Annotated in this window: 12 protein-coding genes; 8 read left to right on the top strand and 4 right to left on the bottom strand. The window is 68.6% G+C overall.

Features of this window, described 5'->3' with window-relative positions; genetic code table 11:
* Positions 1 to 53: 53 nt before the first annotated feature.
* Together IT361_13825 and IT361_13820 are read right to left on the bottom strand one after the other, a co-directional pair.
* On the bottom strand, positions 54 to 461 hold the full coding sequence (locus IT361_13825) for a hypothetical protein (GenBank protein ID MCC6318755.1): 408 nt from the start codon (positions 459 to 461) through the stop codon (positions 54 to 56).
* Between the two features lie 116 nt (positions 462 to 577).
* Positions 578 to 4,567: an AAA family ATPase gene (locus IT361_13820; protein MCC6318754.1), complete on the bottom strand. Its 3,990-nt coding sequence runs from the start codon at positions 4,565 to 4,567 to the stop codon at positions 578 to 580.
* Between the two features lie 394 nt (positions 4,568 to 4,961).
* On the opposite strand from IT361_13820, the gene IT361_13815 reads away from it, so the two are divergent.
* Positions 4,962 to 5,321: a hypothetical protein gene (locus tag IT361_13815; protein ID MCC6318753.1), complete on the top strand. Its 360-nt coding sequence runs from the start codon at positions 4,962 to 4,964 to the stop codon at positions 5,319 to 5,321.
* Between the two features lie 374 nt (positions 5,322 to 5,695).
* On the opposite strand, the gene IT361_13810 is transcribed toward IT361_13815, so the two are convergent.
* Positions 5,696 to 6,307: a sigma-70 family RNA polymerase sigma factor gene (locus tag IT361_13810; GenBank protein MCC6318752.1), complete on the bottom strand. Its 612-nt coding sequence runs from the start codon at positions 6,305 to 6,307 to the stop codon at positions 5,696 to 5,698.
* 117 nt (positions 6,308 to 6,424) lie between these two features.
* On the opposite strand from IT361_13810, the gene IT361_13805 reads away from it, so the two are divergent.
* The 7 genes from IT361_13805 to IT361_13775 all read left to right on the top strand — a co-directional run bounded on the left by IT361_13805 (position 6,425) and on the right by IT361_13775 (position 19,644).
* Positions 6,425 to 8,050 (top strand): protein kinase, encoded by a 1,626-nt coding sequence (locus IT361_13805; GenBank protein ID MCC6318751.1) that lies wholly within the window; start codon positions 6,425 to 6,427, stop codon positions 8,048 to 8,050.
* A gap of 115 nt (positions 8,051 to 8,165) precedes the next feature.
* Positions 8,166 to 10,379, top strand: a complete 2,214-nt coding sequence (locus IT361_13800; protein ID MCC6318750.1) for a hypothetical protein — start codon at positions 8,166 to 8,168, stop codon at positions 10,377 to 10,379.
* Positions 10,380 to 10,485: 106 nt separating this feature from the next.
* Positions 10,486 to 11,904, top strand: coding sequence for a hypothetical protein (locus IT361_13795; protein MCC6318749.1), 1,419 nt, complete (start codon positions 10,486 to 10,488; stop codon positions 11,902 to 11,904).
* Positions 11,905 to 11,976: 72 nt separating this feature from the next.
* Positions 11,977 to 14,994, top strand: coding sequence for a protein kinase (locus IT361_13790; protein ID MCC6318748.1), 3,018 nt, complete (start codon positions 11,977 to 11,979; stop codon positions 14,992 to 14,994).
* Between the two features lie 513 nt (positions 14,995 to 15,507).
* Positions 15,508 to 18,663 (top strand): protein kinase, encoded by a 3,156-nt coding sequence (locus tag IT361_13785; protein ID MCC6318747.1) that lies wholly within the window; start codon positions 15,508 to 15,510, stop codon positions 18,661 to 18,663.
* Between the two features lie 324 nt (positions 18,664 to 18,987).
* Positions 18,988 to 19,455 carry a hypothetical protein gene (locus tag IT361_13780; protein MCC6318746.1) on the top strand — a complete coding sequence of 156 codons (468 nt, stop codon included), beginning with the start codon at positions 18,988 to 18,990 and terminating at the stop codon, positions 19,453 to 19,455.
* 21 nt (positions 19,456 to 19,476) lie between these two features.
* Positions 19,477 to 19,644: a hypothetical protein gene (locus IT361_13775; GenBank protein ID MCC6318745.1), complete on the top strand. Its 168-nt coding sequence runs from the start codon at positions 19,477 to 19,479 to the stop codon at positions 19,642 to 19,644.
* 294 nt (positions 19,645 to 19,938) lie between these two features.
* On the opposite strand, the gene IT361_13770 is transcribed toward IT361_13775, so the two are convergent.
* Complete coding sequence (locus IT361_13770) at positions 19,939 to 22,434, bottom strand: ABC transporter permease (protein ID MCC6318744.1); 2,496 nt, start codon at positions 22,432 to 22,434, stop codon at positions 19,939 to 19,941.
* Positions 22,435 to 22,600: the final 166 nt, after the last annotated feature.

Below are 22,600 nucleotides of genomic sequence, written 5' to 3'. Positions count from 1 at the left end.
AACGGGGGCGAGCCGGACTGGCTCGCCCCCGTTTCGTTTTCGTCCTGCAGGGTCTAGGGCTTTTCGCTCAGGTTCGCACAGCCGAACGCGGCAGCGTCGGTGGGCGCGGTCTGCGGGTCGAACACGCGGACGTAGTAGCGCTTGCCGCTTTCGAGCTTTGGGATGGTGGCCGTGCCGCTGCCGCCGCCGTCCATCTGAGTCTGGATTTGGTTGAACGCGGGCTGGGGAGCGACCGGCGCGCCTTCGTCGCGGCAGCTGCCGGCGACGATGTCCCACGCGAGCTGGATGGCGCCCTTGGCGTTGCGGAACGTGATGCGCGCGCGGGACTTGTCGCCGCCGCGCGGCTCGACCGATATGTCTGCGGCGCCACCGCCGGACATTTGAGCGATCGTGCCGACCCACTTACCCGATTGGGCCTCAACAGCGAACGGAGATGCGGCGAGGGTGGCGAGAGCGACCATGGCGAGTCGTGGAGACATAGGACTGGGTTGTGGGTGCGGGGGTGTAGGGTAGCGCCGCGTCGGGTACGCGGGAAGGGGACTGTCGCACGCGGCATGTGGTACCCCGACCGCGCGCATCAGCCCCTGCGCCGCGACCAGTCCATGTCCGTGGCGACGCCCTCGCGAACCACCACGCGTCCGATGAGCATCTCCGTCCAGCGGGAGTTTCCCAGCAGGTTCAATCGATAGCTCGCGCTCACGCGACGCCCGGCCGGGAGCACCACGATCGGTCGGCCGTCCAGCGCCAGGCCACAGCGTCCGTCAGGGAAGAGCTGCACTCGGATCGAGTGCCACGTGCCGTCCAGCCATGACGGCGTTGCTGCGATGGAGTACGAGCCGCCGGAGTGATTCATGGAGATCACTTTGCCGTCGACCACCTGGTCTTCGCCGGGGAACCCCACACCGCACGTCGCAAGCCCCCCGATGTCCGGATCCACGTTGTGGCCGAGCGATCGACGGACGCGGGTGGTATCGAGCTGCTCGCGCAGCATCAGCCCAAGGGTTTGCCACTGGGGTTTGTTCACGAGGGCGGAGATTTCGGCGTCCACGGTGAGACCGTGGCGCCCATCGAACGAGCGACGGGTGACCGCGCCGCTGGTGAACGATCCTTCGCCGTTGTTGAGGAACGCGCGCCGTCCGCGCGAGGTCACGATGCGCGGCTCGGGCTTGCCATAGGGGATCCACTCCGCGAGAGAGGGATCGAGCCACGACTCGTCGAGGCGAACTGTCACGTCGGGGGAATAGGTGTCGATCACGATGGAGTCCGAAGCACTGCGCCCTACTGAGGCGTGGACTATCACGCGCCCTGCGCCCGGCAGCGGAGTGAGGACTCCAGTCGTCGGATCGATACGGGCCGCGCTCGTGTCCCGCACCCACCATCGGATCTGCGCGTGGTCGCGCAGGTCATTGCCGCGTCCGTCCTCGACGGTGGCGAGGAGCTGGCTGGCGACGCCAACAGGGAGCGAATCGAGGCCGCGGTGGATCGTCACGCGTGCGACGGCGGCGTTCGAGCGCGAGCTGATCCAGAATGCGCGCGGCAAGCCCGTGACATCCGCCGACAGCACCACCCGGCGCGCGAGGTAGGGTGCGGAGATCGGGAAGAGGATGGGTTCGGGTTCGCGGCCCGGCCGAAACGGACAGATGCAGAAGGCCCACCGGCCGTCGGGGCTCGGGGTCGCGAACGACGAGGCGGGTCCGGCGAACATCGTTTCACGGGCGCCGGTCGACACCTGCAGCACGCGAAGCTCCTGACTGCCGCGCGAGAACTCCACATAGAGCACGCGATCGTCATCGAGCCAACCCTGGACGTATGCCCAGTGCCCTGAGTCGAGCGGCGTGCAGCTGGTCGCCCGCGTGCGCTCTGCCACGACACACAACTCGTTAGGCTGCACGAGCCAGTTGTTGCGGCTGAAGGCAATGCGTTCGCCGTCGCGTGCCCACACGGGCGCCGCGTCGGTCGCCAACCCGGAAGTCAGCTGCGTCACACTGCTGTCGGCAAAGCGGTACACGGCGATGTCATAACGGCTCAGCGTGTCCCACCGCGCCGTGCTGAAAGCGAGCCTGGTGCCGTCGGGTGAGAGGGATGGCATCCCGTCGTCCCCCGGCGCACCAGCGAGCCGCACCGGTGCTCGCGCGCCCTGACGCGCGAACAGGTCGATGGTGCCCTCCTCGGATGCCTCGGCCGTGTATAGCACCGCGCGGACAGGGTCCCACGTGAGGGTGCGCGGACTGCCGGAGCTGAGCTCATAGCCAGCCACGTCGGGCCACCGAGTCGTGGTGATCGGCGTGTTGGGAAGCCATGCGTCGTCGCGAATCTCCGCCTGGAAGAACGAGAGATTCCCCGAGGTGTCGACAACCGCGATGCCGAGCACGGCGTCCGGCGGTGCTGCGGCGGATGGCAACATGCCTCGCGCGATACCAAAGGCCGCCACGGCGCCTGCGGCGAGCAGGGCGACACGGCGCCGGGCCGCGGACACGAGGCCGAGTCGCCACGTCCACGGCAGCCGGCGCGAGACGGCGGCTTCATCCGTCGCGGACAGCTGACCGCCGAACAGCTCGCGGGCAATTCCGGCCGGCGCGCGACGATCTCCGGCTGCATAGCGGTGCGCGGCGAAGCGATGCACCAGTTCGGCCTGCACGTCGGGGCCCGCGGTGCGTAGCAGCTGCCCGGCGCGTCGCGCCCGGTTCTCGTTGAAGCCGGCCTCGCTGGCGAGCACGGTGCCGAGCCGCAATGCGGCACGTGCCGTCGCCTCGTGCCCCGCATGGCGCAGCACCTCGTCGCCGATCTCGTCGTGCGCCACGCTTGCCAACGTCCCGGTGCGGATCACGAGCCCGCGCGCGTCGAGCCCCATCAGGCGCTCCTCAACTTCAGCGCCTGGCCGCTCCGAGGCGACCGTGAGGTCACCGAGGTCGAGCGGTGTCCCCGCGGTGGCCAGGAGCAGGAGGATCCATCGATCGCCGCGGTCGAGCTCTTCGAGCCGCGCCTGCAGGACATCACTCGTCGCAAGCTCGGCAGCCAGCGCCTCGGGCCGGGATGATACCCATGCGCCCAGTTCCCGCCTGAGCAGTTGCCGCTGCTCCAGCAACTGCAGCATCTCGAGCGCCAGCAGCGGGGAGCCGCGCGACGCGCGCCACAGCTCGGCGGGGAACGTGACGGCCCACGGTTCTGCCGGCGCGCGGGCGATACTCAGGAAGAGTTCCTCGATCTGGCTGGCGGTGAGTGACTCCAGCATCAGGTGCTGCGTGGCGGGTCCACTCACGAGCGGGGCGCGTCTGGCTTCGGGCCGTCCCGTGGATACGAGGAGGAGTCGGGCGTCACCCAACCCGTCGATCACGGCAGCGAGCAGTGTGCTGGACTCCTCGTCCCACCAGTGCAGGTCGTCGAGGAGAATGGCGACCGGATGTTCGAACGTCGCCGAGCGTACCAGTTCGCGGAGCGCGAGCGTTCGCGAACGCAGCGCGTCGTTGGAGTCTGCGTGCCGCGCGGGACGTTCGAACCAGGTGGAGAGCGCGGGATTGAGCGCAACGAGCGTGGCGGCCGACTCGGCGGAGATCGACTGACGTCCGGCCAGTGCCGCGAGTCCCTCGCTGAGGTCGCCGGCGGCGGCGCACGGGATGTCGCGGGCTCCGATACGCCCGCCCGCGGTGACGACCTTGGCACGGAGGGCGCGGATGCGCGCGGCGAAGTCGGTGAGGAGGCGGGTCTTGCCGATGCCGGGTCGCGCTGTGAGATGAATGCGCACCGTCGCGCCGGCGCGCGCGCGATCCCAGGCGTAGAGGAGCGAAGCAAAGTGCTCTTCACGCCCGACCAGCGAGCCCACGGGCACCTGCGGCGCCGGCTCGTCCGCGTTGACCGCGGCGCCGTTGGTGGTCGAGGCGGCGCGCGCGTGGCGGATCGCGGCGCGGGTCGCCGGCTCGAGTTCGAGGTCGTCCTGCTCGGCGAGCTGCTGGAGCGCTTCGGCTTCCTTCTTGGCGGTGAGCAGGTCAGCGGCCGACGCGCAGGCGTCGAGGAGCAGCCGCCAGCCATTTTCGTTGTAGAGGTCGTAGTCGCGGAGGCGTTTGGCCAGATCGATCGCATCGCGCGCACGCCCCGAGGCCACGCGCGCCGAGACGATCAGCTCGACGGCGTGGCGAAAGACTTCGAGCAGGCGGCGTCGCTCGAGCGCGGCCCATTCTTCGAACCCGGCGCCACCTGGGGCAGCGAACCCCGGGACAAACGGTCCGGTGTACCGCTCGGCGACCAGGTCGTGATCGCCCGCGGCCGAGGCCGCGAGGAGCGCGTCGCGATCGACGCGGACGTGGGGGCCAAGCGTGACCGTTTCGCTGTCGGCGGCGACGATGTCGGGCCCGAGTTTGCGGCGCAGGTACCAGAGCGCCTGGCGCAGCGCGTGTCGCGCGGCGTCGGGTTCGAGGTCGGCCCACAGGAGGGACTGGAGAACGCTGCGCGTCGCGGTGCGGCCGGATGCGGCGAGGTAGGTGAGGAGCGCGACGGGTTTGCCGGCGCCCAGGGCAGGGGGCGCCTCGGCGTCAGGAGCGATCTCGGCGGAGCCGAGGGTGCGTAGCCACATCTATTGGATCGGTGCAGCGAGAGGAGGGCAGGAAGCTGCACCAGAATCGCGTCAGGCGTCAGACGGGCGTCATGCCCTACGCCGCCGCAGCGCTTCAGGAACTCGCCCGCGCCTCAGTGGGGCGCCAGGTTCTCCCCCGCCGGGTGCTCCTGAGTCTTGCGAATCCGGCACGTCGACCGAGGGTGTTCGCTCAAGGTGACGTGGGGGAGCATGCGCTGCGACGCGCGATCCATGGGAAGCAGAACTGGGGGGACATGAGGATCGTGGAGTACATGAGAAGAAGGCTTGCTTCGATGCCCGTATGGGTGCTGCACGCCGGAGATGTAGCGCGAACGCATGAAAGAGCGGGAATGGGCCGCACATCTTCTGCATGGCGCCCATCCCGGAGGTCACCATGTCCAGCGCAGTCAACTCGCTCATTCTCCTCGCCGGATTCGGCGGGGCAGCCCTCTTCGTCACCTCGGCCGCGGCACCCGCCGATGTTCCGGCGCAGTCCATCGCCGGCTATGGCATCCGGGAGCACCATGTCCGCATCGGTGCCAGCGACAACTGGCTGCGTGTGCGCGGCAACGGCACGTCTGATCTCGATTGCTGGGTGTACGGCCAGGATGGGGTACTCGTCGACTCCGACGTCGACGCGACCGATATGTGCCTGCTCGAAACGCCGGGCACCGGGCGGTACAAGCTGGAGGTGCAGAACCTGGGTGGTCGCGCCAATCGCTATCTGATTACCCGAAGCGAGCGGCTCCGTTGACGCCGGCGCCAATGCGGGCGACACGGCGCGGTGGACCTCCGGATCCATCGCGCCGTGCTCATGTCCGCGATCATGAAAGAATCCGGCCCGCGTGCGCATCGAGCTGGTGTGCCCGGCGTGCGCACCGGCCAGCTCGCCGAACGTCTGACACGTGCGCTGTCGGCGTACGCGATCGCTATGACCCCAACCTTGTGGATGCGTCACCGTCGAGCCATGGGATCGCGAGCGAACGTGCCATTCACGTGGGTCGCCGAACTCGATCTCGGGGATCAGTGGCGCGAGGTGCTGCGCCGCGAATCGGCGCAAGGGCCAGCCGAGGCCTGAGCGAATCCCTGCGAGGACCCCCGCGCGGTCGGCATCGGCATGCCGTTGCCTCATGCCGCTTGGCGTGGCGGCTTCGGCGCGACGGGCGTGACCACGAGATCGCGAAGCCGACGCACCGCCCGATGCACCCTCAGCTCCGACGCCGTCACCGTCAGCTCCAACAGCTCGGCGATGTCGGCATGCGGCAGCTGCAGGAAGAAGCGCAGCACCACGACTTCGCGCAGGGCCACGGGCAGCATCACCATGGCGGCGCGCAGGGCCTCGTCGTCCACCTCCCTGGGGTCTGAACCGAGGGCATCGACGATCTCGCCAAGCAGCGCATCGTGCGTGCGCCGGCGTCGCACCACCATGAGCGCGTGGGTGACGGCAACCCGGCGGAGCCAGCCGCCAAGACCGCGATGACGATAGCCGCGGATGAGTTGCGGAAGGCGAGCAAAGATCTCGTGCACCACGTCTTCAGCATCGGCCGGGCAGGCGAGCACCCGTCGCGCGGCGACGTGCATCATGTCGCGATAGCTCATGAAGATCATGGCGACGGCCCGCTGCTCCTGAGTGGTGAGGAGCCCGGCGGGGTCATTCATGACCTGGAGGACGGCGACGGCGTGGTCGAGTGCGGGCGAAGGCGCGGGGTGGGCAACGGTGTGGAGGCAGGCGGACGGCATGGCGGTAACCCGATCGGAGGTCGCCGCAAGCATGTCGACCCGGGCTCAACGCCTCCTCAACGTTTCCTCAATGCGTGCGGGCTGGCGCCGGGAGCCCCGTCGCGATCCAATTCCTGCATGCTTCGACTGAACCTGCTCGGACCCCTGGCCTTGCTTCGCGACGGGGTCTTGCTCGATTGGCCTGAACGCGGTTGGCAACGCGGTGCCCTGCTCGCCCTGCTGGGCGCCGCGGGCACACGGGGTGTCACGCGCGATCGCCTGGCCGCGTGGCTCTGGCCCGACAGCGACGACGCGGCGGCTCGGCATTCGCTGGATGAGCTGCTGAGCCGCGCGCGACGCGACCTTGGAGAGAAGCGGCTGTTCGCTGCAGGGCCGACGGTACGCTGGGGCGCCGGTGTCCTGGTGTGTGACGTGGACGAGTTCGAGCGTGCGCTGGAAGTCGGGCATCTGGAGCGTGCGGCGGCGATGCATCGAGGGGAGTTCGCCGAGGGACTGCGCATCGGCGGGTCCCGTGAGCTGGAGCAGCAGCTCTCGTCGGTGCGGCAACGGTTGTCCGGACGTGTGTTGGACGCCATGGAGCGCCTCGCTCGCCGGGCAACAGAGCAAGGTGACCATCGCGCCGCCGCCGCGCGGTGGCGCGAGGTGGTGGCAAAGGATCCGTTGCGGGCGCGCGCCGTCGTTGAGCTGCTGTCGTCGCACCTCGAGGCTGGCGAGCTTGTCGAAGGGCTGCGCATCGCCGAACTGCACGTGAAGCTGGCCCGGGCGCAGATCGGCAGCGTCGACCCCGCGGTGCTCGTGGGAATCGAGCGGCTCCGGGCGTCTGCGGACTCGTCAGGCGTGGTCCGGACACCGGGGGGGCCTGCGGGTGAGTTGGCCGTTCACACTGAGCCCGGCGACGTTGAGGCCAGGCGCCGGCGACTGGTCGGGTCGCTCCTTGGTGCATCGTATCGAGTCGTGGACCTGGTGGAAGATGGGACCCTGGCCGCGACCTACCGGCTCATGGCGACTGACGGCTCGACACGCGAGGCGCACCTGCTGCAACCCAGGGTGGCCGCGGCCCTTACGCCGGCGGCCTTCGACCGCGCCTTCGCGCACGCCGCAAAGCTCTCCCATCCCGCGATCGTTCCCACGCTCACATGGCGAGCCTCCGCAGAGGGGTTCGTGGTGGTGTGCGCGGCACACGGGCGCCCGCGACTGCGTGATGCGTTGCGCCAGGGCGGCGCCGTGCCGATCGACCGGGCGCTGCGCATCATCACGTCGCTGGCCGATGCCATTGCCCATGCGCACGAGGGCGGGTGCGTGCATGGCGACCTCAGGCCCAAGCACATTGCCCTGTCCGGTGAGTCGATCATGCTTGGCGGGTTTGGCTTCGTCGAGGCGCTGAGACACGCGGTCGTGCGGGAAGATCGGTCCACGGTGCTCTCGCTCGGATCGCCGAACTACCAAAGCCCGGAGCAGGTGAGCGGCGGACCGCCCAACGTGGTCGGCGACGTGTACGCCCTCGGGACCATCCTGTTCGAGCTGATCGCCGGACGCCTGCCGTTCGGGCGCGACGGCGCGCCCGGCCTCGACAAGTTGCGGCTCGCCCCGCCTCGGCTTGGCGTGTTCCGCGAGACCGTACCGCCCGACCTGGAGGCGCTGGTGGACAGGGCGCTCTCGCGCCATCCAGCGGATCGGTTCTCGAGCATGCGGGCGATGCGCGATGCTGTGGCCACCCTGTGGCCGCCGCGTGGTGGCGCGTAAGGGCGTCTGTCGGCAGTGGATCCCTTCAGCCGACCCCGGACCTGACCGGCCGACGGTGAAAGGCCCGGCCCTCCTCGCGCATCAGCTCAGCACGCGCACAACCGAGGAGGAGTACATGTCGAAGGTTCACATGGCGGCAGGCGCCGTGGCGGCGGCCGTGCTGTGGGGGTGTACCGAGGTCGAGCAGCCGGTCCGACCGCCAATCCCAACCGGCATCGAGGCGGCCGTGTCGGCACCCATGTCGGTTGGGCCGGCGGCCATCAGCGGGTTCCATTTCTACCCGCCGATCGCGGCCACGCCGCCAGTGGGCATCCGGCCTGATGCCACCGTCCTCGACCTGCTCGCGGTCGAGATCTGCGAGTGGAACGGCACGGCGTGCGTGTTGCCGCTCGTTCGCCGCATCACGTCGACGAGCGACTCGCGCGAGCGTCTCGCGCTCGTGGAGAACACCTTTTACCGCGCGGTGTGGATCACGCAGAGCGACGGCCTCGATCCGGCGAAGACGTACCGGGTACGCGTGCTCGCGAGCGGCGGAGAGCTGGGATACGCCGACGTCAACGTGCTTGGCCCGCGAGAGGAACCGGATCGATCAGGGCAAGTGCGATTGCCGCTGGGGGCGCCATTGCCGATCAAGTTTGCGATCGCGCAGGGCACGGGTGGTCGCGTGGGCATCCAGGGGGGAACGGTAACCCTGACGAGCGGCATCTCGCTCGTCGTGCCGCCAGGCGCTGTGCGGAGTGACGTGTTCATCACGGCCGCCCCGGCGACGAACTTGCCGCCGGCGCACCTCCCGCTGGTGCCGGGCACCGGGTGGGACTTTGCGCCGGACGGGCTGAGCTTCATGCTGCCGGCGACGATGACGATTCCGTACGATCCGGCACAGCTGCCGCCTAACGTGAATGAGGCGGACCTGCGCATTCACAAGCTGGTGAACGGCGCCTATGTGCAGCAGAACGCCGGCCGGGTGGACGTGGTCAATCACACGGTGTCGGCCGAGGTGAACGGGTTCAGCGTGTACGTGATCATTCCGCGCAACCCGCAGACGCCGCAGGACGTGCTGCCGCCCAGGGTACGCGCGCTGGAGGTGCTGGATCCGGTGACGGGCACGTATGGCAACGCGGTGACGCTGTCGGCGTCGTCTGCGGACGCGGCGCTCACGATGCGCGTCTCGCTCACCGACGACATCGCGGGGGTGTCGTTCATCGACATCCGATGGGTGAGCCCCACGGGGCGTCAGCTGCGGTTCCCCTGCTTCACGGGCGCGCCTCCGACCTCGGGGAGCGACACGAACGGCGAGTGGGTCTGCCAGAGCACGGTGCCGCGCTATGCGGAGAGCGGGCTGTGGGTGCCGCAGATCGTGTGGCTGCACGACAAGGTCCGCAACAGCGTGATCTACGGCAACACGCAGAACGGCTTGTGTACCACGGGCTCTGCACCGCCGGACTGCGTGGCCAGCGTGCCCCGCATCACGATCAACAGTGCGCCCGACGACGTGGCGCCACCGGTCGTGTCGTCGCTCGCGGTCAGTCTCGACGTGCAGCCCCGCATGTTTGCGCCGAGCGTGAGCGTGGACGCCGCGGCGGGCGCGCGCATCGTCCAGTTTGGTTTCCTGGCGACGGACAACCTGGCGGGGCTGGGCAACTTTGTGCCGTTCGACTTCTTCGGTTTCGTGCTGCTTGGGCCGAGTGGTCAGACGCCGGGCTTCCAGTTCGTGACGTGTACCATGACATCGGGGAGCAGCCTGAATGGATTCTGGGAGTGCCCGGTCCTGATTCCGGCACAGGCCGAGGCCGGTGTGTGGAAGCTCCAGCTGTTGCGGGTGCCGGATCGCGCGGGCAACGGTGGGTGGTCGGGTGCTTCGGACTTCCGCGACAACGGCAACGGGCAGCTGTGCAATCCGGGTGGGAACTGCATTCCCTCACCCACAGTCGTGGTCACAAGCACCGGCGATGCCCGGCCGCCTGACCTGCAGACGGTAAACATCGCGAGCAACGGGCCGGATGTAACGACCACGCTTGGAGTCATCGACAATCTGTCTGGCGTGAACTTCCTCCGGGTGCAGTACTGGAGCACGCAGACCACGCAGTTCCAGGAGTGCTTCCCGGCGCGTTTCAGCGGCACGCCGACGAACGGCACGTGGCAATGCACGATCACGTTCTCGTCCCTGGCGGCACGTGGGCAGTGGGTGTTGCAGGTACAAGCCATCGACGTGGCGGGCAACATCCGGTGGTACTCCCGGCGATCGACGGATGGGTTCCTCTGCTACGTCGACCCGGGGCAGCAGCAGGTGTGTCAGGACTTCGGCACGACGGACATCATCCTGCCGTAGGCACGGGGTTGGGAGGGGGCGGGCGTGCATCGTGCAGCTGACGGTGCACGTCCGCGAGTGCGGTTCGGCAATCAGCGTGGGTCTCTCGATACCTGGAGGCGTGGTCATGCGAGCGAGCGTGCGACTTTGCAGCAGCGGGTTGGTGGCTCTGGTGGTTGCCTGCGGAGGCCAGGAGGCGGCGGTCGATTCGGCTGCGGCCACCGCTGCCGCTGCACCGCAGCCGGAGGCGTTGACGCACCTCGAGGCGTTTGCGCTCGATCCCGAGATGGAGATCGACGTCGCGGTGGCGGTGGAGTATGCCAATGACCCACGGCTGCACGCCGTCGAGGAGGCGACCAACCTGACCCCGCTTACCGCCGAAGACGTCAGAGGACTCGGCGCAAGTGAGGAGGCGCTTCGCAGGATGCGCCGCGCCGTGCAGGAGAACCTGGCTCGGAAAGGCTACGGACCCCTTCAGCGCGCGAATCTTGTGCTCGCGGCGTTCGGAGCTGATCCGGCGGTGGTGAACGGCGACCACCAACGGATGGTCATGCCAGCGGGCAATACCTATGGCCCGGAAATCCTCCTCTTCCAGAGCGACAAAAAGTGGCCCGAGGCGACCTACACAACAAATGTCGGGAAGGTGTATTGGATTGCCTCCGCGTCGAGCGTGCGCGCAACCCTCAACTATCCGCCGCTTGGATTCATTGGCGACGCCTTCTGCATGTACTTCGGATTGACGACCACCGGCCCGGTCGCCTACACGATGCCCCCAAAGCCTGGCAAGCGATGCAATGACGACGCCAGCATGACGTCGCAGGCGGCCGCGGGCTCGCCGGGTGCAGTGGAGCTTTCGGCCCGACGCGTGCCGCCCGGTGACTTTGACAACGTGCTCACCGCCGCCGAGCTCCCGTGGGCCGTGCGATTCGAGTGGGCAGGGAACAAGCAGCAGATCGGGGTGCGCTGCGGCGCGTTCTGGTGCGAACTCAAGGAACGCAACAGCGCCGACTCCGAACCGCCTGGCTCGCACAACAGCACCGACAATGAGGTCAAGAAGACGAGGAAGATGAAGGGCTGGTACGATCGGCAGATGCTGGCGGACACCTATGTGGACGCCAGCGGACAAACGCAACTCCGACCCTCGGGCGTGTTCGCGCGCATCCACCCGCTCAAGCGAACCCAGATGGAGGACTTCAAGAACGCTCCCGGATCGTTCCTCGATGTCGCCGCGCTCGTGGTCGAAGGGAACGTGAATCCCCCCGCCAAGTACCTGGCTCGGGGATGGAGGCTCGGCGAGAACATCGTGCAGATGTGCGTGGACGGAGCCGCCGCGAACCAGACGTGCCCGCTCACCACGGGCGTCACGCCTTGCCCTCACAACAACGGCGTTCGAACGTGGGCACGCTTCAGGCACGACCCGACCACGGTGGTCGCGGCGTGCGCGCACTCCTCCAGCGGCGAGTGGGTCACGCGTTTCGCATGGGATCCCATGGACGAAGGGCTGTGGCTGCGATGTCCGTACGGGTGCTGTACTCCAGAGCTCTAGCCATTCGAGCTGGGCGTCGCCTGGGCGTCCCGGTTGGCGTAGGTTATTCCCCCACGACCGACAGGGGGGGCGATGAGCGCATCCGAAGCGCATTGGATCGGGGGCAAGTACGAGATCCTGCGGGAGTTGGGCTCCGGCGGCTTCGCCACGGTCTACCTGGCCAAGGAGGCCGCCGGAGAGGTGGCCGCCGAGCGCCTGGTCGCCGTCAAGGTGCTTCGCGACGACAGCACCACGTCGGACGCGCGGGTGCGTTTCTCCCAGGAGGTTCGCGTCATGGCGAACCTCCGGCACCCGCACATCGTGCCGATGTTCGACACGGGAGTATGGAACGGGCGCCCATACCTCGTCATGCCGTACGTCGAGGGAGAAACGCTCGCCAGGCGCATGCGCGCCGGACGGCTCGACGTGCGCGTCGCCGCGCGCATGGCCAGCGAGATGTGCGACGCACTCGACTATGCGCACAGCCGACACATCGTCCATCGCGACGTCAAGCCAAGCAACATCATGTTCGACCTGGCCGGCAACGCGTGGTTGGCGGATTTTGGCGTGGCACGTTGGACAGAACTGACAGGAGACGATCGACCCACGCGCTCCAGCATGGGGCCGCCGGGCACCGCGGCCTACGCGAGCCCTGAGCAACTCGCCGGCGGGCGCCACCTCGATGGACGGAGCGATTTGTACAGCCTCGGGGTCGCGCTCTTCGAGGCGCTTACCGGTGAGCTGCCGTACGGCAAGGCGACCGGCCCGGGCTCACTGCTCAAGCGGCTCGAGGGGAACCTGCCGACGGTGCGCAGTCGCCGAGGCGATGTCGCGAGCGCGCTGAGCGAGGCCGTGGAGAAATGTCTCCATCTCGATCCTGCGCATCGGTGGGCCACGGCGGCAGACGCCCGCGACGCCTTTCGGGCCGTCAGCAATACCCTCGGTGCGCGGAGTCCGCGACCGTGGGTCACCGCGCCACGGATCGCGGCCGTGGCGAGCATTGGTGCGTTGGTGGGCATCGTCCTCATGGCGCGCGCAGCACGACCGCGTTCGGAGCCTTCGGTCGCTGCCGCGCCCACGACGCGTGTTGCGGTCACGCGCTTCGAACGTCGCGGCGCGAGTGTCGCTCCCAACATCGAAGCACGGATTCGCGATGCCCTGTACGCCTGGCAGGGGCTCGACGTCGTCGGCGGGACAGTGGCCGGTCAGCTCGCCATCCCGGATGGCGGCATCCAGGAACTGGGCCGACGACTTCGCGCGGATCTCGTCGTGACAGGGGAGGTCGACTCCCTGCATGACGGCGCCAGGGTCATCGCGCGCCTCTGGCAGGTTCGTCCGCCGCGACTGGTGCGCTATATCGAGCAGCCGCTCATCGCAACGTCCAGCGCCATCGATGACAGCCTTCCGTCCAGGATGGTCGCGCAACTCCTCCTCGCCGAGTCCGCGCGCGGCGCTGGCATCACGTCCTACCCCACCGGGCTCGCGTACGCCGCCGGCATTGCCGCGTTGGAGACGCTGGATGTCACCACCGCGGACTCCATGTTCGCGCTGGCCCTGACCCATGACCCGGGCCTCGCGGGCGCCGCGCTCAGGCTCGCCCAGGTACGATCGTGGTCCGACAGGCCATTGCCCGAGTGGTCATTCCTTCTCACGCGCGCGCAGCAGTTTCCGAAGCGGCTCAGTCGCCGAGACATAGCATATCTCAGGCCACTTCTGCTCCAGGCGCGCTCCGACGTCGTGCGCGCGTGTCCGATCTGGCGACACCTGGCCGACAGCCTGTCGGGCGCATACGAAGCGTGGTTGGGCTACGCATGGTGCCTGCGCAGCGACCGGCTGGTCATTGGCGAGACCAGCCGCCCGCGCTTTCGAGCGAGCCATCACGCCGCGCTGGATGCCTACCGACGGGCCCTCGAGCTGGTGCCCGCGAACCCGGCCCTCGGCAATCGGTCGTTCGAGTTGGTTCGCCGGTTCATGCTGACCTCCATGAACGCCATCGTCGAAGGTCGTGACGCCTCTGGGCGCCGCTACGCCGGCGTGCCGGCCATGGCGCGCGACTCGCTATACCTGGTGGCCATCCCGAGCGAAACGTTGCGACGCGGCCGTTCAGACATTCTTCCCCGGACGCACGGACAGGCCGTGTCATGGCAGCGGCGCATGTTCGACAGCCTGACGGCGTCGTGGGTCGCCGCGTATCCGTCGAGCAGCGATGCGCTCCTCGCCCGATCGATTGCCTTCGAGATGCAGCGCGACGAACGCATGTTCGAGAGCATCAGGGCAGCCCGCAAAGCCGCGTTGTCGCCCAGCCAGCAGCTGGTGACCGGTGCGGCTCAGGTGAGAATGCTCATCAAGCGTGGTGTCAGCGACGGCACGCGACTGCCTTACGCGCGTGCCCTGTCCGACTCCTTGCTCGAGCGCTTCGCGCCCATCCAGTCCGTCGATCGGGCGATTCTCGCGAGCCTGGCACTGCTGAGGGGCCGCGTATCGGAGGCGGATCAGTGGATTCGCGCGCGCACCCCGCGACCGCTCGATCGCGATACGGACTTGTTGATCATGTACTCGGCACTGCAGGAGCCCGCGGACACCATCACGACGCTGATCCGTCGCCTGGTCGAGGAGCACGGTCGGGTGGATGGGGGAGCGACGGGCAACTGGCTCGTCGAGGGTCCGGGCTTTGCGGCTACCCTTTCGTTTCCCACGGTCGTGCCAGAGATCGTGCGCAACCTCAGCGCAACCGGAGATTACCTGCTCGATGCGCAGCTGATGGTTCTGCGCGGCGACGCGGCCGGCGCACTCGTTGCACTGCGTGACGTGCTCGGATACCAGACAAACGTACCGACGGAGCGAAGCCTGGACGCGGTGTGTGCGGAAGCGCGTACCATCGCCGCGGCCGGCGATGCTCCTGGCGGGTGGCGGTGGCTCTCACTGGCGCTCAGCGCACTCGACGATGCGCCGCCCGGGATCTTTGCCGACGCCGTGACCGCGGGTGGATTTCGCGTGTGCCTCGAGAACGCGGCGGCCCTCGGCGCACGCGTCGGCGCCGGGGAACAGGCGGCGAAGTATCGAGCGGCGGCCGAGGAACTCGGGCGGGGTCCCGCAGCGCTCGATCGCTAGCCGGAGCGTCGGCCGGTACGCGCGGTTCGGTGGCAAGCCGCTTCCTGCGTCCGCGCAACGTGTGAAAGGATCGAAGCCGGCCACGCATCCTCGTGCTGTCCGAGTCAACAACTCGGGTGAGTCAGGAACCGGCACCATCGGCTCGACGCCGATGCCGACGCGCGTCGCGCGCTGAGGCCGGCATGGTCGTGGGTGGGTGGGTCACCCACGGTGGCGACGGTGGATGGGACGGGATTCGTGCGGCCGGCCCGCGCCGGCGTCGTCATCGTGTGGGTGCGTGGGTGCGTGGGTGCGTGCGTGCGGGCAGGGGCGCGGGCACCGGAGGTGCCCATCGCATGGATCCTGTGGGTGCGCGCGTGCGGGCCAAGGGCGAGCCGAAGCGCCCGCCCCTCGGCCGTCCGGGCGACGAGCGCCTCACGCCCGCGCGGGCGAATCGGGACCACAGCGGCGAACTCGGGCATTGCCCTTTCGACGCTCGATCAGCAGTGTTCGCGCGCCCTCCACCCCTGTGAAATGGACCCGCTGCGGGCCTCGTTGGAGTCGACCCTGGCCGGCCAATACGTCTTCGAGCGCGAACTCGGAGGCGGTGGCATGTCCCGCACCTATCTCGCCCGCGAAACGGCACTCAATCGCCGCGTCGTCGTCAAGATCCTCGCGCCCGAATTGCTCGCCGGTCTCTCGATCGAGCGGTTCCGGCGCGAAGTGCTGCTTGCCGCACAGCTGCAGCATCCGCACGTCGTGCCGGTGCTCACGGCCGGAGTCGCCGACGGCCTCCCGTGGTTCTCCATGCCCTACGTCGATGGCGACTCGCTCCGACATCGACTCGAACGCGGCCCGCTCGGGATCACCGAGATCGTCAGCATCCTGCGCGACGTGGCCCGCGCGCTCGCCTACGCGCACACGCACGGCGTCGTACACCGGGACATCAAACCCGACAACGTGCTCCTGTCAGCGGGCAGCGCCACGGTCACCGACTTCGGGATCGCCAAGGCCATCTCCGCGAGCCGAACGACGGCCGAAGTGCGGAGTACGGCCCTGACGCAGGCCGGGATGGCGTTAGGCACGCCGGCCTACATGGCGCCCGAGCAGGCCGTGGGCGACCCGAATACCGATCACCGCGCGGACCTGTACGCGTTCGGCGCGATGGCCTACGAGCTGATTGCCGGCAGGCCTCCCTTTCAGGCGACGACGCCCTCGAAGCTGCTCGCCGCCCACCTGGGAGAGACGCCCCACAGTCTGCTGGGCGTGCGACCCGACTGCCCGTCGTCGCTCGCGGAGCTGGTGATGTCGTGCCTCGAGAAGGATCCGGAGCGTCGGCCGGCGGAAGCACGGGACGTGGCTCGGCTCCTGGAGGCGATCACGACGGGCGGGGGCAGCACCGCGGCCCCCGCCATCCTCACCGGTGGGCGCATGCCGTTAGGCAGGGCGATCGGGCTGTGGGCGGCGGCCGCGGCGTTCGTGGCGATCACGGCCTGGGCCGCCACCAGCGTGGTCGGGCTTCCGGACTGGGTGCTGCCGGGCTCCGTGGGCGTCATGCTGGCCGGGCTGCCCGTGATTGCGCTCACCGCCTTTGCCCAGCGCACGACGCACCGCATGTTCACCGTCACACCGGGGAGTGCCGCACCAAGGGGCACGATGGCGACCCTCGCTGCCCGGGCCAGCCCGCACCTCTCGTGGCGGCGCACCTGGTTGGGCGGAGGGATCGCGGTCGGATCGTTTGCCGTGTTGGTGGTGGGATACATGGTGCTGCGCGCCCTGGGTATCGGGCCCATGGCATCGCTGCGCGGCAGTGGTGCGTTTGGCGAAGGCGAAGTGGTCATGGTGGCCGACTTCGGGTCACCGGAGGGAGACTCCACGTTAGGCGGCACGGTGGCCGAAGCGCTGCGCACCGACCTGGCGCAGTCCACCTCGCTCCGGGTGCTCACGCGCTCGGCGATGCGCGATCTGCTCGGCCTCATGAAGCGCCCCCTCGATACCACGGTCGCCTACCCGCTGGCCCGGGAAATCGCCACGCGCGAGGGCGCGAAGGCCGTGCTCGATGGCGACATCGAACGGCTTGGTTCGAGCTACGTCGTTTCGGCACGTCTGGTGGGGACCTTGGACGGTCGCGAACTGGCCCTGTTCCGCGAAGAAGCGGCGAGGCTGGATGACCTGTTGCCGGCGATCGGCAAACTCTCCAAAGCAGTGCGGGCCAAGGCCGGAGAATCGCTCAAGTCCGTGCGCGAGAGCAGCGAACTCGAACGCGTGACCACGTCATCGCTCCCCGCGCTGCGGAAATACGTGGAAGGGTCGCGCCTGGCCGACGAGCGGGGCGAGCAGGAGCGCGGGATCGCCATGTTGCAGGAGGCGGTGCAGCTCGACAGCTCCTTTGCCATGGCGTGGCGCAAGATCGCGGTCCTCCACGGGAACGAAGGGCGTCGGCAGGAGCGCATTGCCGCGATCACGGTGGCCTTTCGGCATCGCGATCGCCTGACCGAGATGGAGCGTCTGCTCACCGAGGCCTACTATTACATGCAGGGGCCGGTGCGGGATCTCGATCGCGCCGGCGCTGCCTACAAGTCGGTGCTCGTGCTCGACTCTACGAGCACCGCCGCGCTCAACAACGCGGCCGTCATTCTCAGCGACGGAAAGCGGGACTACGCGGCCGCCGAGTCGCTCTACCGACGTGTGACCCTGCTACCGCGAACGTTTGGTGGCGCCTTCACGAACCTGGCGCAGATGCAGATCCGCAACGGCCACCTCACTGGCCTGGACTCCACGGTGCGGCGCTATCGAGAGGCCCTGCCAGCAAGCAATGATCTTTGGGAAGCCGAGTGGTATGCGGCGTATGGACAGGGGCAGCTCGATCGTGCCGACAGTGTGGCCAGGGCGGTCGCGGCGGCGCCGAAAACGCTGCGGCAGGAGATACGAGCGAACGGCGGTCTCGCAGGCACCGCGGAGCTGCGCGGCCGGCTGCAGGAGGCGCGGCGGCGGACGGCCATGTCGTCGCTCGCTCTGTTCAAGGCGCGTCCGGAGCCGGAGAACCAGATCACGCTGTCGCTCGACACGGCGTATTACGAGTCAGGCTTCGACGGCAATGAAGGCGCCGCGCTCGCCGCCGTTCGGCGCGGGCTCGCGCGCACGCCCATGTCGACCATGGCGCCCGACGCGCGCCCGTGGTACAACCTGCTGGGCGTGGCGCTGCTGATTCGCGACCCAAAGCTCACACGCGAGGTGGTCGAGGGCGCCGAACGCGACATGGTGCCGAGTGCCAACGATCCCGAGGGTGCACGCGCATGGCTGCGGGGAGCGCTCGCCTATACCGAAGGCCGCTGGTCAGACGCCATTCGGGAGCTGGATGAGTCCAATCGGCGTCACATGTCGCAGGTCAACATGTACGCCGTCCTGCGGGCGGTCGCGTTCAAGGAGTTGGGGCAGGCCGACTCCGCCATCGCGGCCTTCGAGCGCTACCTCGACATGCCGGACCCCAACCTGGATGCGTCCCCACGCTGGCGGGTACCAGCGCTGCAATGGCTTGGCGAGCTGTACGAGGCACGCGGGCAGCCCAAGCGCGCGATCGAGCGGTACACGGAGATCACACGGCTCTGGGAGCGAGCCGATCCTGCGTTGCAGCCCAGGGTCAAGGCGCTGCAGCTGCGCATCACCAGGCTGGCCCGCGCCACGGGGTGATGACGCGGCCGCGACGGCTTGCTCAGGCTCGCGCAACCCGGGGGCGGATCCGGCCAACGGCCTCTGCGGCCGCGCGGTACGGTACGCGGGGACGGTGGACGACGTGTTCGACGTGCAGGAGCGCGTGGCCCGCGAGATCGTGCGTGCACTCGACGTCAGGCTGACGAAGGCCGAGGACCCGCGGCCGGCCGATCGACTCGCCTTGCTACACCTCTGAGCGGGCAGGCACGACGCACGCCGGCAGAGGCCCGCAGCGCAACAGGCAGATCGCGGGATGTGATTGCATACTTGCTGAAGCTCCGTCCCGCATGGCTGGAGGTGAAATTGAGCTGGCTCGTACTGACGATGCTGTGGACGGGTTGCGCCCTGGTTCTGCGGTGGAACCGGGCGCGCCTGACATGGAGCGGCGCGCAACGCTGGGCCCTGGCGCTGGCGCCGATGCTGACGTCCATGATCTCGACGTTGGCCATCGCGTTAGGGCCGATGGGCGTGCGCACTACGGAGTCGGCCTCGATCACCGCAACCGGTGCGCCCCTGCGCACCGCCGCGACGATCGAACACCTGACGGGCTGGGAGACCTTCGGCACGGGCGTCCTGTTGGTCATGATCCCCGGTGTTCTTGGCCTGCTGCCGTTCCTTTGGGGTGTCGTTCCGTGGCCGCGGAGCTGGCTCACCGTCGTCGCGGTCGCGGTGACGATCGTGGCGCTGCTCGGTGCGGCCTCCATCGGCGTATTGGTGCTGCCTGCTGCGGCTGCGCTGTGGGCAGTACGGCTGGGAGGCCCCGCGAGGTAGCGAGGCCAGCGGCGCTATCGCATGGCGCTGCGCAATCCGCGTCAGGCCGCGGTAGTCGAGGCCAGGTTCTTGGGCGGTCGCGAAGTCGCCGAGGTTGCGCAACTTCTCGGTGTCTCCGAGGCGACCGTGGCGTGTGACTGGAAGTCTGCCCGCGCCTGGCTTGCGCTCGAGCTGAGGGATCTGGCGTGAACCCCGACGAGCTGTCACCCGCACCGTGGGCTCAGGTGGAAGCCCCCTACGATCCTCATTTCCGACGCGCGGACGTCGGTGCAGGTGGTGGCCGTCGAAGGCCAGGCAATGCAGACGGATGTCTCCGTGGGTATGCTGGGGTGGGGCGGGGGTGCGGTGGCGGCCGGCGGATACCTGCATGTGCAGGGATCCTCCACCGAGGGCTGGGTCCGCCGACTGATGCGCTCGAAGAAGTGGGCGTCCCGCGGGTGCGCGACCTCGCCGCTCGCACGGGGAGGTCGCGCTGCCCGGAGATCAGTCCTGTCGAAGCGCGTGCATTGGCAGCGTGCGGCTGGCGCGCAGCGCGGGGGCCCAGCCGGCGCTGAAGGACACCGCGGTCAACACCACGAGCGAGAGCGCAAACACCGCCGGGTCGTGGCTCTCCAGCCCGAAGAGCAGCGCGCCGGCCGCGCGGCCAAGCCCAAAGGCGCCCAACATCCCCAGCACCGCGCCGCAGGCCGTGAGCAGGCCCACCTGCCGCAGCACCATGCGTTGCACCGTCCCGCGATCGGCGCCCAGGGCCATGCGCACGCCGATCTCGCGCGTGCGCTGCGCAAAGGAGTAGGCCAGGACGCCGTAGAGACCGACGGCCGCGAGGAGCGTCGCGAGCAGGGCAAAGGACGCCGAAAGGATCGAGATCATGCGATCCAGGAACACGTTCTCGCGCACCTGCTGTCGCATGGTGCGCAGATCTTCAACCGGCAACGTGGGATCGATGCGCGCCATCATGGCTGGCAGCGCGCCCACGAGCTGCGACGGCGGGAAGTCGGTCCGGAGGTAGAAGTACAGCTGGCCCAGGATGCCCTGCTGTGCCCACGGCAGGTAGAACACCGGTTGCGCCTCGCGCTTCACATCGTTGTACTTGACGTCCGGTACCACGCCGACGATCTGGATGTTGAGCGAGTCGCCCTGCGAGCCCCGGCCGATGAACTTGCCCACGGCGTCCTTGCCCAGGCGGAACTTCTCGATGAAGGCCTGGTTCACGACGGCGACCGGCGGGGAGCCGTACCCGTCGGCCAGCGTGAAGTCGCGACCGGAGCGCAGGGTGACGCCCATCTTGCCGAAGTAGCCGGCACCGACAGCGTTGTAGCGGGAGTTGCAGTCGATGTCGGGCAGGCATTCGAAGCCCTGCGCGATCACGTTGTTTCCCCAGCTGGAGTTGGCGAGGAGCGGGACGAGTCCGCTCGTCACCGCGGTGACGCCGGGTTGTGCCGCCAGCTCCTCTTCGATGCGCGCATAGAGCGCCTTGGCGCGCAGCGTGTCGTAGCCCACGCGAAGCGGTGAGACACCGAACGTCACGATGTCGTCCACGTTCATGCCGAGTTCCACGCGGCTCACGTTGGCCAGGCTCTTGAGAAAGAGGCCTGCGGACGCGAGGAGCGCCATCGAGAGGGCGATCTGCATCACGACAAGCCCGGTGCGAAAGCGCGCGGCGACACGGCCGCCGGCGATCTGTCCGGCTCCGGCGCGAATGGACGAGATCAGGTCCGCGCGGGTGGAGTTGAGCGCGGGGAACAGGCCGAAGAGCAGTCCGGTCACCACGGCCAGGACGCCGGTAAAGGCTACCATCGGCCACTGCAGATCGAGGCGCAGCGCCCCCGTGGAGTCTGCGGGCAGGAGCGCCCCGATGCCGCGCAGCGTCCAGAACGCGACCAGGAGGCTCAGGACGGCGCCAACTGTTGACAGCAGAAGCGACTCGATGAGCAGCTGCCGCACGAGCTGGCGGCGGCCCGCACCAAGGGCGAGCCGAACGCCCATTTCGGTGGCTCGATTCGCGCCGCGTGCCAGCAACAGGTTGGCAATGTTCGCGCAGGCGATGAGGAGGACAACGCCGGTAATGCCGAGCAGCAGCGTGAGCGGCGTGCGCGCCTCGCCGTGGATGTCGCTCTGCCCTCGCGCGCCGGGTTCCACCACCATGCGCTTGCCCTTGAACCGGGCCATCGTCGCCGCACTCCAGTCTTCCTGCAGCGGCGCTTCGACATCCGTGAGGATCGGCGTGATCACGCGATCGAGCCCGGCCCTGGCGGCTGCGATGCTCACGCCGGGCTTGAGCCGACCGAACATGTACACCCAGTAGTCCCTGCGGTCGGTGAGGCCGTTGTGGTCGCCGACCCACACGCGCGACTGCATCGGGATGAACAGCAGGGCCCTGGAACCCAGCGTGGTGCCGTCGAACCCGGCAGGACCAACGCCGACGACGGTGTACGTCCGGCCATTCACGCGCAGCGCCTCGCCCAGCACATTGGGGCGCCCGCCCAGTTTGTCGATCCAGAACCCGTGACTGAGCACCGCGACCATGTTGTCGGCGCCGGGCTCATTGTCGGCCGGGGTGAGCAAGCGACCAAGCGCGGGCTGCAGGCCCAGCGTCGAGAAGTAGCTCCCCGTCACCCAACTCCCTTCGCCGGTCATCGGCGCGTTGCCCACGACCAGACTCACGCCAAAGAACCGATGCCCGGCGACGCCGGAAAGAACCTCCTGGCGCGCTTCGATGTCGCGGAACATCGGATAGCTGAAGATGATGTCGCAGCCGCCCGACTGGTTGCACGAGTCGCTGCCCTGGATCGGCCCGGGCAGCGAGAGGTTCACCAGCTCGTCCGGAGCGTGTACGGGGAGCGGGCGCAGCAGCATCTGATCGAACAGCGAAAAGATCGCCGCGTTGGCGCCGATCCCCAGCGCGATCGACAGCAGCGCCACAGCGGTGACGAACGGCGTCCTGAGCAGCGTGCGAACGGCGAACCGGAGATCGCGCATCGGATTCGGCGGTGGAGGTGGCGACGTGCGCTTGTGCCAGTCGGACGCGGTGGAGGGCCAGCGCACGAACGGCGCAACGGTCCTTTGACAGCGCCAGGGCCGATCGGGTTTGATCAGGGGATGCCCCGATGGTTGCGTCTCTGCCGCGAACTCCCTACGGTTCCCT

This window comes from Gemmatimonadaceae bacterium (assembly GCA_020846935.1).
In the GTDB taxonomy this organism is placed as follows: domain Bacteria; phylum Gemmatimonadota; class Gemmatimonadetes; order Gemmatimonadales; family Gemmatimonadaceae; genus RBC101.
Note: the sequence above shows the minus strand (reverse complement) of the source record. Positions and strands in the feature narration are given on the sequence as shown.

Bases quoted from the DNA above. Each gene is read 5' to 3' on its own strand.
- IT361_13770 (MCC6318744.1), bottom strand. From the start codon at position 22,434: ATGCGCGATCTCCGGTTCGCCGTTCGCACGCTGCTCAGGACGCCGTTC.
- IT361_13805 (MCC6318751.1), top strand. From the start codon at position 6,425: ATGCTTCGACTGAACCTGCTCGGACCCCTGGCCTTGCTTCGCGACGGG.
- IT361_13820 (MCC6318754.1), bottom strand. From the start codon at position 4,567: ATGTGGCTACGCACCCTCGGCTCCGCCGAGATCGCTCCTGACGCCGAG.
- IT361_13790 (MCC6318748.1), top strand. From the start codon at position 11,977: ATGAGCGCATCCGAAGCGCATTGGATCGGGGGCAAGTACGAGATCCTG.
- IT361_13775 (MCC6318745.1), top strand. From the start codon at position 19,477: ATGGCGCTGCGCAATCCGCGTCAGGCCGCGGTAGTCGAGGCCAGGTTC.
- IT361_13785 (MCC6318747.1), top strand. From the start codon at position 15,508: ATGGACCCGCTGCGGGCCTCGTTGGAGTCGACCCTGGCCGGCCAATAC.
- IT361_13815 (MCC6318753.1), top strand. From the start codon at position 4,962: ATGTCCAGCGCAGTCAACTCGCTCATTCTCCTCGCCGGATTCGGCGGG.
- IT361_13800 (MCC6318750.1), top strand. From the start codon at position 8,166: ATGTCGAAGGTTCACATGGCGGCAGGCGCCGTGGCGGCGGCCGTGCTG.
- IT361_13825 (MCC6318755.1), bottom strand. From the start codon at position 461: ATGGTCGCTCTCGCCACCCTCGCCGCATCTCCGTTCGCTGTTGAGGCC.
- IT361_13795 (MCC6318749.1), top strand. From the start codon at position 10,486: ATGCGAGCGAGCGTGCGACTTTGCAGCAGCGGGTTGGTGGCTCTGGTG.
- IT361_13810 (MCC6318752.1), bottom strand. From the start codon at position 6,307: ATGCCGTCCGCCTGCCTCCACACCGTTGCCCACCCCGCGCCTTCGCCC.